Annotated in this window: 11 protein-coding genes; 9 read left to right on the forward strand and 2 right to left on the reverse strand. The window is 66.0% G+C overall.

Annotation, left to right across the window (positions count from 1 at the left end):
* Nucleotides 1–179 precede the first annotated feature (179 nt).
* The 6 genes from VT03_RS04675 to VT03_RS04700 all read left to right on the forward strand — a co-directional run bounded on the left by VT03_RS04675 (nucleotide 180) and on the right by VT03_RS04700 (nucleotide 7,084).
* A complete protein-coding gene (locus VT03_RS04675) occupies nucleotides 180–665 on the forward strand; it encodes a division/cell wall cluster transcriptional repressor MraZ (RefSeq protein ID WP_075091914.1) in 486 nt (161 codons plus the stop codon).
* A 478-nt stretch (nucleotides 666–1,143) separates the two neighbouring features.
* On the forward strand, nucleotides 1,144–2,700 hold the full coding sequence (gene cysS / locus VT03_RS04680; protein WP_075091915.1) for a cysteine--tRNA ligase: 1,557 nt from the start codon (nucleotides 1,144–1,146) through the stop codon (nucleotides 2,698–2,700).
* Between the two features lie 53 nt (nucleotides 2,701–2,753).
* On the forward strand, nucleotides 2,754–3,803 hold the full coding sequence (gene lpxK / locus VT03_RS04685) for a tetraacyldisaccharide 4'-kinase (protein WP_075091916.1): 1,050 nt from the start codon (nucleotides 2,754–2,756) through the stop codon (nucleotides 3,801–3,803).
* A gap of 521 nt (nucleotides 3,804–4,324) precedes the next feature.
* Complete coding sequence (locus VT03_RS04690; protein ID WP_075091917.1) at nucleotides 4,325–5,005, forward strand: MotA/TolQ/ExbB proton channel family protein; 681 nt, start codon at nucleotides 4,325–4,327, stop codon at nucleotides 5,003–5,005.
* Nucleotides 5,002–5,754 carry a hypothetical protein gene (locus VT03_RS04695; RefSeq protein ID WP_075091918.1) on the forward strand — a complete coding sequence of 251 codons (753 nt, stop codon included), beginning with the start codon at nucleotides 5,002–5,004 and terminating at the stop codon, nucleotides 5,752–5,754. Before VT03_RS04690 ends, VT03_RS04695 begins: the two co-directional genes overlap by 4 nt.
* 55 nt (nucleotides 5,755–5,809) lie before the next feature.
* A complete protein-coding gene (locus VT03_RS04700) occupies nucleotides 5,810–7,084 on the forward strand; it encodes a CCA tRNA nucleotidyltransferase (protein WP_075091919.1) in 1,275 nt (424 codons plus the stop codon).
* 4 nt (nucleotides 7,085–7,088) lie between these two features.
* Here the strand turns inward: VT03_RS04700 and VT03_RS04705 are convergent, their stop codons facing one another.
* Nucleotides 7,089–8,594 (reverse strand): hypothetical protein, encoded by a 1,506-nt coding sequence (locus tag VT03_RS04705; RefSeq protein WP_075091920.1) that lies wholly within the window; start codon nucleotides 8,592–8,594, stop codon nucleotides 7,089–7,091.
* 660 nt (nucleotides 8,595–9,254) lie between these two features.
* On the opposite strand from VT03_RS04705, the gene VT03_RS04710 reads away from it, so the two are divergent.
* The 3 genes from VT03_RS04710 (at nucleotide 9,255) to VT03_RS04720 (ending at nucleotide 14,479) form a co-directional block, all read left to right on the forward strand.
* Nucleotides 9,255–12,731 (forward strand): FtsX-like permease family protein, encoded by a 3,477-nt coding sequence (locus tag VT03_RS04710; protein ID WP_075091921.1) that lies wholly within the window; start codon nucleotides 9,255–9,257, stop codon nucleotides 12,729–12,731.
* An 88-nt stretch (nucleotides 12,732–12,819) separates the two neighbouring features.
* Nucleotides 12,820–13,509 (forward strand): carbonic anhydrase, encoded by a 690-nt coding sequence (locus VT03_RS04715; protein WP_231870599.1) that lies wholly within the window; start codon nucleotides 12,820–12,822, stop codon nucleotides 13,507–13,509.
* A 619-nt stretch (nucleotides 13,510–14,128) separates the two neighbouring features.
* Nucleotides 14,129–14,479, forward strand: coding sequence for a ribosome-binding factor A (locus tag VT03_RS04720; protein WP_156514294.1), 351 nt, complete (start codon nucleotides 14,129–14,131; stop codon nucleotides 14,477–14,479).
* A 325-nt stretch (nucleotides 14,480–14,804) separates the two neighbouring features.
* Here the strand turns inward: VT03_RS04720 and VT03_RS04725 are convergent, their stop codons facing one another.
* Nucleotides 14,805–16,742: a redoxin domain-containing protein gene (locus tag VT03_RS04725; protein ID WP_156514295.1), complete on the reverse strand. Its 1,938-nt coding sequence runs from the start codon at nucleotides 16,740–16,742 to the stop codon at nucleotides 14,805–14,807.
* Between the last annotated feature and the right edge of the window lie 364 nt (nucleotides 16,743–17,106).

Below are 17,106 nucleotides of genomic sequence, written 5' to 3' on the forward strand. Positions count from 1 at the left end.
TTTTCCGGGATTGCCGAATGAAACAATTTGACGGTCTCGTAATTGGGCAGTAGATTCCGCCGCGTGGGAAACAAGCCCACAATGATCTTTAGAAGCCCGTTGAATGTGGGTTTTCAGCCCAATAGGATGACCGCGGCAGATTCGGGTTTCGACCCGGAAACTCTTCCGCCAGCGGCTCAATGTCAGCACCTGAGACATTCATCACCGGGGAGATCAAACGGACGCTCGATGAGCGGTTCCGTCTGACCCTTCCCCAGGAGTTTGCTCAGGCGATCTCGGATGAGGCAGGCGAGACCATCGTGGCGAAGGAACGCTACGGATGTTTGAGCTTGTGGCGGGGAGCCGATTGGCAGAAGCGGCACGATGACGGGATGGCCCTGATTCGGCAGAAGATCGCAGCCGGACGGATGGAGCAGAAATGGACTGACGTCCAACGTCTGGGGCGACTCTTATCGACGCGGTACGCGAAAGCGACGCTGGCCAACCGATCGCGACTCCTGATCCCGGAGGGATTCCGAGAATTCCTCGACGTGGATAAATCTCAGGATGTCATGGTGGTGGGCGCGGTCATCTGTGTGGAGATCTGGAACCCCAAGGCCTGGCTGGAGCAGCTCCGCCAGGACATGCCGGAATTCGGCCCGCTGTTCAAGCAGCTGACCGACTGACCGGCAGGTCGACGCCAAGTTCGCGCGGCGCAAGTTCGCGCGACCAAGTTCGCACACTGGCACGCCCATCGAACCAAGAAGAAGCGACTCACTCAGGTCCGCAACGCGAGTCCCCACAACTCCGTTGCAAACAGGGACGGAACACCGGCACGGACGCCACCTTCTTTTTGCTCGATGGGCGTGCTTGTTTTTAGTTGTCAGTTCTGAGTCTTCAGTTGTCAGCGAGGAGCAGACCAGCGGCTTGCTGGCGTCGAGTTCGCTCGCGTGACTCTCTTTCCTCTGTTCGGGCCTGCGTCCCGTGGCTGACGGCGGAACGCTGACAGCTCGACCTCTTCCTGCCGCGTGTGGCCCCGCTCCTCTCAACCCGGCTTCCCCGCCCGGCGTGCGTCCCCTATCCTCACGCGCGTTCGGCTGCCGGTGAGGGACCTGATGGATCGGTTCCCCATGCGAACGCGATCGAGATGGAGATGAGACGTCAATGGCCCTGCGAGTCTACAGCACCCTGTCCCGTCAGAAGGAAGAGTTTCAGACGGTCGAGCCCGGCCGGGTCAAGATGTATCTCTGCGGACCGACGGTCTACAAGCCGGCCCACATCGGCCACATGGTCGGCCCGGTCATCTTCGACACCGTCAAGAAGTACCTCGCCTACTCCGGCTACGACGTCAAGTTCATCATCAACATCACGGATGTTGACGACAAGCTGATCAACAAGGCCAACGAGAAGGGGATGACGGTCAAGGCTCTCGCCGAGCAGATGACCGCCGACTACTTCGACAACCTCAAGCTGATGGGTGTCGACAGCATCGATCACTTCCCCTACGCGACCGATCACATCCAGGACATGCTGGACATGATCACGCGGCTGATCGAGAAGGGGCACGCGTACCCGCTGGGCGGGGACGTCTACTTCTCCGTCGAGTCGGACGACGACTACGGCAAGCTCTCCAACCGCAGCCTGGAGCAGATGCTCGCCGGGACCCGCGTGGAGGCGAACGACCGCAAGAAGAACCCCGCCGACTTCGCTCTCTGGAAGGGCTCGAAGGCGGGTGAGCCGGCCTGGGACAGTCCGTGGGGGCCTGGCCGCCCCGGCTGGCACATCGAGTGTTCGGCGATGAGTGCCAAGATCCTCGGCGACTCGATCGATATTCACGGCGGCGGGCTCGACCTGATGTTCCCGCACCACGAGAACGAACTCGCGCAGTCCGAGTGCTGCAGCGGCAAGCCGTTCGCCCGCTACTGGCTCCACAACGGCCTCATGCAGTCCGGCAAGGGGACGGGCAAGGTCGGCGGCGCTCACAGCCGCGAAGGGGATGCGGCGACGACCACCGAAAGCCAGATCGCCGGCAAGCTCGCCGGTTCGGCCGGGGCCGAGTCGATCAAGACCGCCGTCTTCGCACATCACTCGCCCGAGGTCGTCCGGTTCTTCCTCCTCGCGACGCACTACCGCAGCCCGATCGATTTCTCGATCGAGAACATTGCCGCGACCGGCAAGAGCATGGAAGGCTTTTACCGGCTGTTCGAGACCTTCGAGCGGATCACCGGGACCAGCTTCTATGCCCTTCCCGCCTCCGCCCGCCGCGCGGAGTCGACGGTCGCCACCAGCCTGCCGCCGGATCTCGCCGGCCCCCTGGGCGAGCAGCGGGACAAGTTCCTCGAGGCGATGGACGACGACTTCAATACGGGGGGCGCGATCGCGGCCCTGTTTGAAATGCGGCGGATCATCAACAGCTTCATCAACGACCGGAAGCTGGAATCGACCGCCAACCCGGCCGACGACGCGGCCCTCACCGCGGTGATGACGCTCTTCAAGGAGCTGACCAACATCCTCGGCGTGTTCCGCAAGGCCCCCGAGAAGAAGGCCGGGACCGACGACGCCCTCGTCGAGCACCTGATGCAGCTGATCCTCGACATCCGGGCGGACGCGCGGAAGAACAAGAACTGGCCGGTCGCCGACAAGATCCGGGACGCTCTCAAGAACGCCAAGGTCGCTGTCGAGGACTCCCCGACGGGCGTCCGCTGGTCCCGTCAGGGGTGACAGCGTCCCGCTGGACCGGGTGACCGTCGTACGATCGGATTGAGCGGGGCGGGATGGATCTCGAACGCTACCTCGCCGTTGTGTCGGGACGGAACCGGAGTCTGTCCGCAGCGACGCTCCGATGCCTGCTGGCGGGCGCGGAGCCGTTCTACGGCGCCGCGGTCCGCAGCCGCAACGCGCTGTTCGACTCAGGCTGGAAGCGGATCGAGCGCGTTCCCTGCCCCGTCGTCAGTGTGGGGAACCTGACCACCGGGGGTACGGGGAAGACTCCCGTCGTCGCGTGGCTCGTGAACCAGCTTCGGGAGCGGGGCCGCCGCCCGGCGATCGTCAGCCGCGGGTATCGCTCGCTGGATGCCGAAGGGAATGACGAAAAGCGGCTGATGGACCAGCTCTGCCCCGGGGTGCCGCATCGGCAGAACCCCCGCCGGATCGACTCCGCCCGGGCGATCGTCGTCGGGCAGGAGGGGGACGTCATCGTTCTCGACGACGGTTACCAGCACCGGCAGCTCCACCGGGACTTCGATCTCCTGCTCGTCGATGCGACCAATCCCTGGGGCTTTAACCGACTGCTGCCTCGAGGCCTGCTGCGGGAGCCGATGGCCGGGCTGAAGCGGGCTTCGCTCGTGCTCATTACGCGCTGCGAACACGCGCCGCCGAACCGCATCGAGGAGATCAGGAAGACCGTAGGGCGGTATGCCGACGTCCCGGTCGAGACGTCGCGGTTCATCACGCGGGACCTCGTAAACGTGCGAGGCGAGCGGCTCCGGGCTGCCGACTTCGCCGGCCGGAACGTGGGGGCGTTCTGCGGCATCGGCAACCCGGACGGGTTTCGAAGCTCGCTCCAGGCGAGCGGACTGACGCTGGACGCTTCCCGGGTCCGAGCGCTTCCCGATCATTTTCATTACGGCCCAGAAGACCTTCGAGCCCTGGGGGTCTGGGGGCAGACGGGCGGAGCGAATGCGCTCATTACGACGCGGAAGGACCTCGTCAAAATTCCGGCCGCGGAACTGGAGGGGATTCCGTTGTGGGCCCTCAATCTGGAGCTGGAGCCGGATCATCCCGACGTCCTCCTGTCTCACCTGGACAGAGCCCTCGCGGGATGATGGTCGGTCCGCTGTGTCAGACCACGTCCTCGCCGGCACGACGCGATAGCTCAAACCCAATGTGCGACGGCAGCCGGGGTCAAGGGGGTCACCCCTTGCCGCCGGAGGCGCTTCCACGAGGAACCGTGGGACATAACGGACGCCCGCTTTGTGGAACCGGCGTTGAGGCCCCACCGCTCGCTTCGTAATCCCCGCGGGTTGGTGAGGGGGCATCCGACACGTTGTCCGCGCTTGGACAGGTCCTCCTTCAGACATCTCTCGACGGCCAGGCCTCCGGCGGGCAAGGGGCATTCTGCCCCCTGCACCCCCTGACCAGGGTGCCCCTGGACCCGGTGTTGCTACTGAACGCCGTAGCCAGAACCGACCGCAGCTTTTAGGCTAAGCCGACGCGACAATCCCCAACGACCTCGCCCACCTGAGATTTGGACGAGTCATCCGAATCGGCCCGATCTCCGTTCCCCCAGAACGATCATCACGCCCGAACCCTCCGCGCTCCTCACACCGCCCTAACCCGATCCAACATGATCCCCGGACTGAACGCCGATCTTCTGAACCGGGTCTCCTCAATCTCGACCCACGTCATCGTCTCGGCGTTCGCCATCCACCTCTTCGTCTTCTTCCTCCTCTGGATCTGGTACCGCCGCGACCTCCGCAGCATCGCCTCCAGCCTCTTCGACTTCACCAAAGGGATCCGCAACCAGAGCCTCCTCGACGGCAACGCCCACCTCTCCGACCAGATCGACGCCTTCCTGGCGGACGTCCGCGATGTCCTCGACGACGACACCCGCGCGGCCGACCGCCGGCAGCTCCTCCTCCGGATGCAGTTCCTCGATGAGCGGAAGAGCTACCTGAACTCGATGGCCTTCGAGACCGTCTACAACATCGCCCGCGTGATGATCGAGGCCTACCCCGTCGCCGGCGTCCTCGGGACCGTTCTGGCGATCGGCGCCGCCCTCCAGCCCGACGTCGCCGGGAAGGTCGTGACCGTCAACCAGATCATCGCCCGCTTCGGCGAAGGGATCTGGGCCACCTTCGCCGGGCTGATCGCCGCCATCATCCTGATGTTCCTCAACAGCGTTCTCGAGCCCTCCTTCGACCGCCTCGCCGAGAACCGCCGCACCGTCCGTGAAGTGATCGCCCGCGCGAAGCGGGAGCTGGCCCTTGTCGCCGCCAACGACCCGGCGGGGGGAGGGCACGCATGAAGGCCCGCCGCCGACTCGTGTTCCAGCTCGTCCCGCTGCTGGACCTGATGCTGACCGTCATCTTCCTCCAGTACCTCGCGGTCCGCGAGCGGGAAGAGGAGACCCGCGTGGCCGCCGCCAGCGCCCAGTCCACCGCCCAGGATCTGGCGGGCCGCGTGGTGACGCTCGAAACCGCAGTCCGCGAGGCGACAACCCGCGGGGACCAGGCGGTCGAGCGGCAGGCCGCGATGGGCCGGATGCTGGCGACGATGTTCGATCTCCCCGAAGCGAAGCTGAACGAGATCCTCGAGACGCTGCGAACCTCGCCGGTCGGCGATTCGCCCGCGGAGCGAAACGCCCTCCGCGAAAAAGTCCAGGGGATGGCGAACGCGACGCCCGGTCAGATGGTCCATCATCTCCTGACCTACGAGGAGATCCGGAAGCGGTGCGACGTCTGGGAACTGCACATCAACGCGGAGAGCGTCGCGACTCTCGACACGGGAGACCGGCAGCCGCGGGTGCGGATCAACCTCTCCGAGAACGAGGCGGTCGAGATCGAGCGGTTCGGCGAGGAGCTGGTGTCGCTCTACCGCGGGCTTCCGCAGCCGAAGAGCCTCGTCATCATCCTGCTCACGTACGATCGCCAGACCCGGCTCGCCGTGACCGAAGCGGTCGCGGGGGCCTTGCCCGGCGTCGTCGACAAGATGCGGCAGGCGGGAGGCGGACTCACCCGCTTTGAGTTCGCCGACCTCGGCGTCCGGTTGAAATAAAACCGATCCGCTGACTGAAAACTGAAAACTCACAACGGATAACTCACTCACCACAATGTCGGACGAGCGTCGGGAATTCGCCGTGGAGGTCGTCCGGCGGCTGCGGGAGAAGGGTTTCGTCGCCTGCTGGGCCGGCGGCTGCGTGCGGGACCTGCTGATGGGCCGCGCGCCGCAGGACTATGACGTGGCGACGAGCGCCACCCCCTCCGAAGTCCGCACGGTGTTCGGCCCGCGAAAGACCCTCGCCGTGGGGGAGAGCTTCGGCGTCATCATCGTCAAAGGGGCGCCCCGGACGGGACACGTCGAGGTCGCCACCTTCCGCCGCGAAGGTCCTTACAGCGATGCCCGCCGGCCCGATCACGTCACCTTCTCATCTCCGGAAGAGGACGCGAAGCGGCGCGACTTCACCATCAACGGGATGTTCTACGATCCCCTCGAAGAACGGGTGATCGACTACGTCGATGGACAGGCGGACCTCCAGGCCCGCGTCGTCCGCGCCATCGGCGATCCGCACGACCGGATGCGGGAAGACCGGCTGCGGATGCTCCGCGCCGTCCGCTTCGCGGCGATCCTCGATTTCGCCCTGGAGCCGCAGACGGCCGACGCCATTCGCGAGATGCGCGAAGGAGTCCGGCAGGTCAGCGCAGAGCGGATCGCCCAAGAGCTCCAGAAGATGCTTGTCCATCGCCGACGGCGGCGGTCGATCGAGCTGGCCGCCGACACCGGGCTCCTGCCGATCCTGATTCCCGAGCTCCCACCGCTCGATCCCGCGGCGCCGACGCCGGAGTGGAACGCCACGCTTCAAGCACTCGACGACCTGACGGCCCCCTCGTTCGAGATCGCGTTCTCGATCGTCCTTCGCACACTGGCCGCGCCGGCGAAGGGAAAGCGTTCCGGAGCGGGCGGCGCCGTTGACGAGATCTGCCTGCGGCTGCGGCTCTCGAATCAGCAGCGGAGCCACATCGTCTGGCTCGCGGAGAACCAGCGGGAGATGGACGGCCTGGAACGAGCCGAGCCCTGGGAGTGGAAGCGGTTCCTGCAGCAGCCCTGGGCCGCGGACCTTCTGACTCAGCAGTCGCTCGTCCGGCGGCACACCGGAGAGGACCTTGTTCCGATCGAGTTTCTGCTCGACCTCCGGTCCCGGCTGACCGCCGACGAGATCAATCCCCCGCCCCTCGTGACGGGGGAATCGCTGATCGCCCGCGGATTGCCCCCCGGCCCCGGGTTCCGCGACATCCTCGACCGGATCCGCAACGCTCAGCTCAACGGCGAAGTCTCCACGCCGGACGAAGCGCTCGCGCTGGTCGACCGGCTTCGGCCCTCATCGTAGTTCACTACCGGGCGGCGCGGAGCCGGCGGGCGAGTCCGACCAGCACGACGCCGATCGCGACGATTCCCCCGGTCAGGGCCCAGCCCCTGGTGCCGCTGCCGCTGCTCTCGGTGCTGGCCGCCGCGACGAGGTCGTCATCCCATGCGATGTCGAGCCGGGAACCGGTGCTCTCCTGCGACGGGAGGAGCGGGCCGGTCGGCGTGAACGCGATCTCGGTCGACGCGGCGGCCCCGGTGGCGGGACCGTGAGAGTGCATGGACTCGATCGCCGGGAGCTTGGGCTGGAAGAGCTCTCCGCCGGAGGCCGTGCTGGCGTCGCGATCTTCGAAAGGCCGCAGCTCGGCGATGCTCTTCCGTTCCTCGATCGCCGGAACGACGAGTCCGAGGGTATCGGGCGTCCCGATCCCGTCCGCGGAGGAGATGGCACTGCTGAGGATCACCGGCGATTCGCCCGACGAATTCTTCCAGGCGGCGGCCGGGAGATCCCCGCCCGGCCTGGTGCTGGCGAACCCTGCGGCATCGTGCTCCGAACCGTGTTCGGCGGCGCCAGGGCGTTCCGAAGTCATCGAGGCGAACTTCGACTTTGGCGAGTTGGACGCCGAACGCCAGGCGGCAAAGTGCGTGGCCGCCTCCGAGAACTGGTCGGACGAGGCTGACGCGTTGGTCTCGGCGTGCGACTTCGGAGCGGCGGCGTTCCTGGTCCCGGCGAGTTCCTTGCCCGGACCGTTGGAGCCGGACCGCGCCGCGAGTGTGATCTCGCGATCGATGAGCCGGACGAGGTCGGAGGGATGCTCTTCCTCGGGTGAGAAGTGGACCTTGTCGCGGGAGGCGACCCGTTCCGCCAGGAGAGCCGTGCGGTAGGCGGAGAAGAGCTCGCCGCGGCTCAGCAGCAGCCGGGCCGAGACCATCAGGCGGTCGACCTGGAAGCGGGTTTCGGCCGAGGCGGACTTCGGTGCGTCGAGAGACGCCGTCCCGACGTTCTTCGACGCGGGAGTCTTGGCGGCGACGTCCCGGTTGGCCGGGGTCCGGCTGTTGGACGCAGCGGTGTCCTTTGTGGATTTCTGGGCCCAGGCCTGCCGGTCCGCGGCGGGCTGCTGGGGGGCCGAATCCAGAGTCGCTTTGCCAGGAGCCTGGGCAGCGACCGGTTCGACCCGTTGCCGGCCTGCGCCGTCGACCCACGAGGCGCCGGCGAGCTGGACTTCCTGTCCGGCGTCATCGACCTGGCGGCGTTCCCCTTCGCTCCCGGGAGCCGGCTGGCGGCTGGCGGGCGGAGGTGTCTGCGGCCGGTTGGCGGCCACGGCCGGCGGGGCGGCGGGTGTCGACGAACGACGCGGGTTGAGGCCGCTCTGATCGTACGGCACGGGCCGCGTGTCGGTCCGGGCGACGCGGTTGTCGGGCGTCGGTGTGACAGCCGTCGAACCGCGAGGAGCGACCGGTCCGCCGGCGAGAGCGGACTCCCGTTTCCGGGCGACCGACTCCTGTTCGGCTTCGACGACGGCGGATCCCGACATATCGGGCAGTTCAGCCACAGCGCTTGGCTTGGCGCATCCGCCAACGGCCAATGAAAGCGACGCCGTGACCGTGAGATAATTCGCGATGGCGCGAGGCCACCGGACAGCGCAAGAAGTGGTGCGCATAGGTCGTTTCCCCCTGTTAAGACCTGATAGAAATATCGACCGCGCTGAATCGACCGCATGAACTCAATGGTTCGGATGTTCCAAGTTTTCCGTGGGAGGGGACGTTGCCGAAGGGATGGGGGCTGCTTCGAACAACGTCCTTGCCGGCACGACTCGGTCAGCTCAAACCCAACGTGCCACGGCAGCCTGGGGTCAAGGGGGTCTCACCCCCTTGCCGCCGGAGGCATTTTCGCTCTGAACCGTGGGACACAGCGGATGTCCCCTTTGGGGAACCGGCGGTGAGGACTCCCCGCTCGCTTTGTAATCCTCGCGGGTTGGTGAGGGGGCATCCGACGCGTTGTCCGCGTTTGGAGACGCGCTCCTTCAGAAAGATCGAGACAGGCCAGGCCTCCGGCGGGCAAGGGGGCGTTGCCCCCTTGCATCCCCCACCAGGGGTACCCCCTGGACCCCGGCAGGGCGTGGGTCGCGTTCGCTGACGAAGGCGGGCCGCGACCACTACAGTGAGAAAATCCTCACCCGTTTGTGATTCCGCTTATGACTTTGAACCTCTCCCGGTTCGTCCTCCGCAGCCTCCGCCACTACTGGCGGAATAGCGCCGCAGTCATCCTCGGAATCATCGCCGCCACCGCCGTCATCACCGGCGCCCTCATCGTCGGAGACTCCGTCCGCGACAGCCTCCGCCAGATGTCGCTCGACCGCCTCGGCCAAATCGATCACGCCCTCATCGGCCAGCGATTCTTCACCGAAGGACTCGCCCAAGCCCTCGCCACCGAAGCCCCCGACGTCTCCGGCATCGCCCCCGCCATCGCCATCCGCGGCAGCATCTCCGTCCGGCTCCCCGACGGCAAAGACCAGGTCCGCCGCGCCGGAAACGTGAATGTCTACGGCGTCGACTCCCGCTTCTGGAAACTCGGCAACGAGGACCGGCCGGAGTTCTCCTTCGTTGCCAACCGCCGCCTGGCCGAACAGCTCCAACTCAAAACCGGCGACAACGTCAGCGTCGTCGTCGAGATCCCCGCCGCGATCCCGCGCGACGCCCTGCTCGGCGAGCGGGACGAGACCAGCACCGAACTCCTCCTGGACGTCACGGCGATCGCCGAGGACGAATCCATGCCGGGACGCTTCGGCCTCAACCCGACGCAGCAACTGCCACTCAACGCCTTCGTCCCCCTGGAAGCGCTGCAGCAGCAGATGGGACTCGCCCAGGTCCGGCCGACGCGCCGCAATCCGGAGTCCCGCCCCGGCCGCATCAACGCCCTCTTCGTCGCCACAAAGGACGGCCAGCTCGGCCAGCCAACCGCCGACACATTGACCGCCCTCACGGCCCGAAAAGCGACGCTCGACGACCTGGGTCTCAAGGTCAAGCCGCACCCCGACCACGGCTACGTCTCGATCGAAAGCGAGCGGATGATCCTAGAGGACTCCCTCTCCGAACGGGCCCTCGGCCTGTTCTCTCCCGAGCGAACCTCCGCCTCGCTGATCTATCTCGTGAACGAGATCCACGGCGCCGCCGATCCGTCGAAGTACGGGATGTACTCGGTCGCGGCGGGCATTAACTTCGTCGACCGTCCCCCGTTCGGGCCGTTCCGCTATCTTGCCGGCGGCCCCCCCGCGCCGGACGAGACCGACGGAATCGTGCTGAACGAATGGGCCGCGCAGGACCTCGGTGTGAAGGTCGGCGACCGGATCGATGCCGCCTACTACGTCGTCGGCGACCGGGGAGAGCTGCCCGAGAGCCAAACGTCGTTCACGGTCCGGGGGATCGCGGCGCTCGACGGTGCGGCCCTCGACCGCGGTTATGCCCCGGACGTCCCCGGTGTCACGGACGCGGAGACCTACGGCGACTGGCGGGAGCCGTTCCCGCTGAAGCGCGACCGCATCACTCCCCGCGACGACGACTTCTGGGAACAGTACAGGACGACGCCGAAGCTGTTCCTCCCGCTCAAGGCCGCGCAGTCGCTCTGGAAGAGCCGCTACGGCCAGTACACGACGATCCGGATCGCCCCGGCCGAGAACCAGAGTCTTCCCGATCTGACAGCCGATGCCGGGGCCAAACTCCTCGCGGCCCTGACCCCCGACGATACCGGCCTGCGGTTTCTTCCAGTCAAGGAACAGGGGCTGCTCGCCTCCGAGAAGTCGGGAGACTTCACCGGGCTGTTCATCGGTTTCAGCTTCTTCCTGATCGTCGCGGCGTCGCTCCTGATCGGCCTCCTGTTCCGGCTCGGGATCGAGCGGCGGATCCGGGAGTTCGGTCTCCTGTCCGCCGTCGGATGGCCTCCCTCACGCGTTCGAAACGCATTCGTGCTCGAAGGGGCGTTCCTCGTCCTCATCGGCATCATTCTGGGAGCCGCCGCCGGCGTCGCCTACGCCGAACTCATGATGTACGGACTCCGGACGTGGTGGATCGGGGCGGTCGGAACGCGGTTCCTCTTTCTCTCGGTCCATCCGGCGACGCTCGCCATCGGAGCGGCGATCTCGGCCGTCGTCTCCCTCCTGGCGATCCTATGGGGCCTGCGGCAGCCGCGACGGTACACGACGCGCGAACAGCTCTCCGGAGCCAGCGAGGCGACGGAAGGAACCCGCCCGGGACGCGGCGGATGGTCACGGGGGATCGCGGCCGGCGGACTCGGACTCGCCGGGCTGCTCCTCATCGCGTCGCTGACGGGGCTGGTCCCGCAGACGGAAGCCTTCGGCGGGTTCTCGTGGCAGATCGTGGCCTTCTTCGTCACCGGGATCGCGGCCCTGACCGGATCCCAGGCGGCGTTCGCGGCTTGGCTCGCCTCGGACCGCGCGGTGACGGTCCGAGGACGCGGGGCCGCGGCGACCGCGCGGCTCAGCCTTCGCAACGCCTCCCGTCATCGCTCGCGAAGCCTGTTGACCGCGAGCCTCCTCGCGAGCGCCGTCTTCGTCGTCGTCGCGGTCGCGGCGGGACGACGGAACCCGGCCGTCGAGAAGCCGGAGCCGCATTCCGGCAATGGCGGGTTCACGCTCGTCGCCCAGACCAGCAGTCCCCTGCTCTACGATCTGAACACGTCGGCGGGCCGCGCCAAACTCGGACTGAACCCGAACAACGATCCGGCCGTCGACGCCCTCGCGGCGGAGATGCGTGTCGCGAGCTTCCGGACGAAGCCCGGCGAAGACGCCAGCTGTCTCAACATCTACCGGACGAGCGTCCCCACAATCCTCGGGCTTCCCGAAGCGACGCTGGAGGAGTTCTCGAAGTCGAAGCGGTTCAAGTTTGCCGACACCCCCTCGGCCGATCCCTGGCCGCTGCTGCTGAAACCGGCCGCGCACGGCGGGATTCCGGTCTTCGGGGACATGAACACCCTCATGTACTCGCTTCACAAGGGGATCGGCAGCTCGATCGAAGCCCGCGACGCCAACGGCTCGCCCGTCACGCTGGAGGTGGTCGGGATGCTCGACGCCAGCGTCCTTCAGGGGGTGCTGGTGATGTCCGAGGCGAACTTCCTGAAGCTCTATCCCGACTCCGGCTTCCGCGACTTCCTCATCGAGTGTCCGGTCGAGAAGGCGGATGAGATCTCGACGCTGCTCGAATCGCGGCTGGGCGATTCCGGGTTCGATGCTGAGCGGGTCGCCGTCCGGCTGGCCGATTTCCTAGCAGTCCAGAACACCTACCTCTCGACGTTCCAGAGCCTCGGCGGGCTGGGGCTCCTGCTCGGGACACTAGGGCTGGCGACCGTCATGCTCCGCAATGTCCTCGAACGCCGCGGAGAGCTGGCCCTGATGCGGGCGATCGGGATCGGCAACCGCCGCGTGGGGGCGATGGTGCTGGTCGAGAATCTCTTTCTCGTGGCGATGGGAACGCTCTCCGGCGCGGGGGCGGCGCTCCTTTCGATGGGGCCGCATCTGCGGACCGCGGGGGCCGATGTTCCGTGGGGCTCGCTCCTGATGCTGGTCTCCGGGGTGATTGCGATCGGAGCCATTGCCGCACTCGGGGCGGTTTGGAACGCCGTTCGCTCGCCGATCGTCTCTACCCTGCGAGGCGAGTGACCGGGCGATCGGGATCTTGGGCTCGCGGGATTGGAGCGGGCCCATAGAATCCGCTCGTCACGAGCCGAACCACCGAGGAGCAACGTCAATGGCGATCCCGAAACTGCTGGCCGGCGTCCGTCAGTTCCAGGGGCAGGTCTTTGCCTCGCAGCGCGACCTCTTCCAGAAGCTGGCGGAGGGGCAGAGTCCGGACACGCTGTTCATCACGTGCTCCGACTCGCGGATCGACCCCAATCTGATCACTCAGACGGATCCGGGGGACCTGTTCGTCCTCCGCAATGCGGGGAACATCATTCCGGCGTACACGCCCCATGGCGGGGGTGAGATTGCGACGATTGAGTTTGCGGTGACCGGGCTCAACGTTACGCACATCATTGTTTGCGGGCATTCGCACTGCGGGGCGATGAAGGGGCTTCTTGATCCGGCGTCGCTGGAGGAGATGCCTTCGGTTGCTGAGTTCCTGCGGCATTCCGATGCGACGCGGCGGATTCTTCAGGCGAAGTACAAGAAGGGGAGCAAGGCGGGCCGGTTGGAGATTGCGGTGCAGGAGAATGTCCTGACGCAGCTTGAGAACCTGCAGACGCATCCGGCGGTCGCGGCGGGGATTGCGATGGGGACGCTGACGCTGCATGCGTGGGTGTATGAGTTTGAGACCGGGAGCGTGTACGGGTACGACTCGACTGCGGCCCAGTTCGTTCCGCTTGGGGATGTCAAGACGAGCCTTGCGAAGACGAGTGCGCGGGCGGTCGATGTCCGGTCTGGTGAGGCGATGGGGTGAGGGGTGGGAGTGGCGATTCGGGGGGTGCATCCGCCGATTGGTGGTCGCCCAATACCGGGTCCAGGGGCACCCTGGTGGGGAGTGCAGAGGGGCAACGCCCCTTTGCCCGCCGGAGGCCCTCTCGTCGAGAGATATCTGAAGGAGCACGTATCCAATCGCGAGCCACGTGCCGTATGCCCCCTCACCAACCCGTGGGGATTCCAGAGCGGGCGGTGAGTCCTCAACGCCGGTGAGACAAAGGGGGCGTCCGTTGTGTCCCACGGTTCCGCGACGAAAATACCTCCGGCGGCAAGGGGGCGTGGCCCCCTTGACCCCAGCCTGCCGTGGCACGTTGGGTTTGAGCTATCAGAGTCGTGCCGGCAAGGACGCGGTTTGAGCCAACCGGACAATCCATCCCGTCCCTCGTTGACCGACCACCACCCAGCGAATGCACCCCGAATCAGCAACGGACCGGGCGATTGGGGCTGTCCGGACCGCGTCAGCCCTTAGAATTGGGCCTCGGGCGAATCGTCCCGCGCAGTGATTCGCGTGGGGGCTCGTCCCGTCATCGTCACTGTTTCAAGGAAGTTCAGCCATGCGCCGTCATCGATCGAGCCGGGATTTCCATCAGAACTCACCGATGTCCGTTTCCGCTGGTCTTTCGGGGCCGGCGCCGGTCGCGCACGACCGCCGCACGCTCCAGATGTGCGGCGAGGTGCGGCGGACGCTCGACCTGGTCCTATCGGGCGAGTGTGATGACGATGTGCTGCGCGGGATTTATGTGCAGAGCGTGGTGCCGGCACCGGATGCGGCGCACCTGCTGGTGACGGTGACGCCGCTGGATCCGCGGGACGATACGCCGCCGCAGACGATCTTGAAGCATCTGCAGGTGTTTGCGGGGCGGTTGCGGACGTCGGTGGCGGAGGCGATCAATCGACGTCGGGCGCCGGATCTGATGTTCAACTTCGCAGGCCCGCCCGGGGCGTCGTAGTCGCGCGCCCGTCGGCACGACGCTGCTCTCTCAAACCCAACGTGCCACGGCAACCTGGGGTCAAGGGGGTCTCACCCCCTTGCCGCCGGAGGCGCTTCAATGAGGAACCGTGGTACACAACGAACGTCCCTTTTGGGGAACCGGCGGTGAGGACTCACCGCTCGCTCTGCAATCCCCGCGGGTTGGTGAAGGGGGCATACGGCACGTCGTCCGCGCTTGGACACGTGCTCCTTCAGACATCTTTCGACGAGAGGGCCTCCGGCGGGCAAGAGGGCGTTGCCCCCTTGCATCCCCCACCAGGGTGCCCCTGGACCCGGTTCGGCTGTTAGCGCTTCTTCACCTTGTCCAGCGCCGCCGTGATCTCCTCCAGCGACAACTTCCCGTCGCCGTCTCGATCGATCTTGTCGAAGTTCTTGTTCAACAGCGGGTTCCCCTTCACTTCCTCCCGCCCGATAAACCCATCCTTGTCCGTGTCCACAGCCCGCATCACCACATCCGGCTTGAGCGCGCCAATCGCCGCCGTCGAAAGCGGCTTACTCTCACCAGCCTCCGCCGCGCCGACCGGAACAATGATGTCGAAGTATCCGATCATCATCTCTTCCCACGACTGATCCCCCCACCGCACCGTCTCGCTCGGATTCGGATTGGCCAGGTTCTTGTCCGAGTTATCAAACACCGCCGTGCAGTGCAGCGTCGCCCCGGCCGGAACATCCAGCGGCTCCGCCAGGATGTAAGGCCCCTGCCAGTTGAAGTCATACCGCGGAACATTCAGCAAGGTCTTCGACGTCCCGTCCGGAAACTGCAGGTCGTACTTGAACGCCTTCCCGCGAAGGTGCATGTGCGGCGACATCGAAACCAGCTGCAGCGGCACCGGCGAGCTCTTGCTCTTGGCCGTCACCACCTGGTTGTCGGTATTCGGCTTCAGCTCGAACCGCGGATTCGCCACTTCCGTCGTGATGATCTGATGCGTGATCGTCTTCGGATCCGCAAAGTTCATCCCCACCCGGCTCGTGTCCTCCTGCGGAGTGCCGATCGGCGTGTAGTGAACCTGAAACCGGAAGTGCGACCCGGCCGGAATCTTCTTCGCAATCCCATCCTTGATCGGCCACGACCGCAGCCCCGGAACATAGGCCGACAGGAACTGCTCCTTGCCGTCCCGTCCGCCCGGATGAACATAGACGATGATGTGATGCACCACCGCCCGGTTGCCCGGCTGGACTTCGATCTCGCGAATCCACTTGTCCTCGGCAAACTTCGGATCGACCCAGAAGTTCTGGTAGCGGACCCCTTCCGGACCGGCGTCGGCCGGGACCGCGAACGGCTTGTCGCGCATCGCAAAGACCGCTTCGGGCGCCTTCGAGAGCTGCCAGCCATCGATAAAGGCGACCGGCGCGGGAAGCTCCTTGGGGTCCCCCTGCGGGCAACCGTGCTTCACCCAGGTCAGGATCTGCTGCCGCTCGTCGTCCGGGAGACTGCGGTCGTTTGAGAAAACGCCATGCGGAGCGTCGGCGGTCCACGGGGGCATGCGGCGGTTGTCGACCACCTCGGCGATCATCTCTCCCCACCCGACCGCGTCGTCGTAGGACTGAAGGGTGAACGGAGCGATCTCCCCCGACCGGTGACACTCTTCGCACCGCTTCTGGAAGATCCGGGCAATCTGGTTCGAATAGGTCACCGGGGAATTCTCGTCCGGCTTCCGGATGCGACCGATCAGACAGCCGAGCGCCTGGGTCCGCGAAACCTGAACCGGCCGTCCCGCGAGGAGGTCCTCGATCGCCATCCGGAGGTCTTCCCGGTCCGCCTTCTCCCGCTGAATCCCGACGACGTACTGGTCGTCGACCCGCCCGCGATACCGGACCTGGCGGTTGGCATCGAGGAGGAACACTTCAGGGGTCCGCTCCGCCTGCAGGAGGTCGGCCACCTTGTTCCCGGCGTCCTTGGCCATCGGGAAGGAAATTGCGTGGTGCCGGACGTACGCACCGATCTCGGTGTTGGAGTCCTGCTGGTTCGAATTCACCCCGATGACGACGATCCCCCGGTCGCGGAAGTCATCGGCAATCTTCTGGAGCCGCGGGCCGTATAGCTTGGCGAGAGGACATTCGGTCCCCAGGAAGGCGATCACGTACCCCTTGGCGTCCGGATAGTCGGCGAGGGACACCGTTTTCCCCCGATAGTCCTGGAGCGTGACCTCCCGCATGGCGAGTTCCGCCGCGGCGAGCGGAGAAGAGCAACAGAGAGCCAGACCGAGAATCCATCGCAACATCGTGTTTTGTCCCTGAATCAGACCGGACACTCCGCGACTTTCCTTACCCTGCAAACGATCCCGCGGTTACATGGTAGCCATCTCGCTCCGCGAGATGAGCCGTCAGCCCGAGTTTTCAGCGATCTCAATCCGCGCTCGCTGGCACGACTCCGCCTGCTCAGCCCGCTTGTGCGATGGCCGCCAGTCCGATCCGTCCTCGGACACAGACGGTTTCCAACGATTCTTCAATGGAATGCCTCCGGCGGGCAAGACGTCCCACGACGATCGGCCCGACGCCCCTTCGACAAAGGGGAACGCCCACTTCGAAAGCTCGAACATCGTACCCGCCCGAACGGACTCGGCCCGCTCAGTCCCATCGTGCGAC

Origin of the sequence: Planctomyces sp. SH-PL14, assembly GCF_001610835.1 — a bacterium.
In the GTDB taxonomy this organism is placed as follows: Bacteria; Planctomycetota; Planctomycetia; order Planctomycetales; family Planctomycetaceae; genus Planctomyces_A.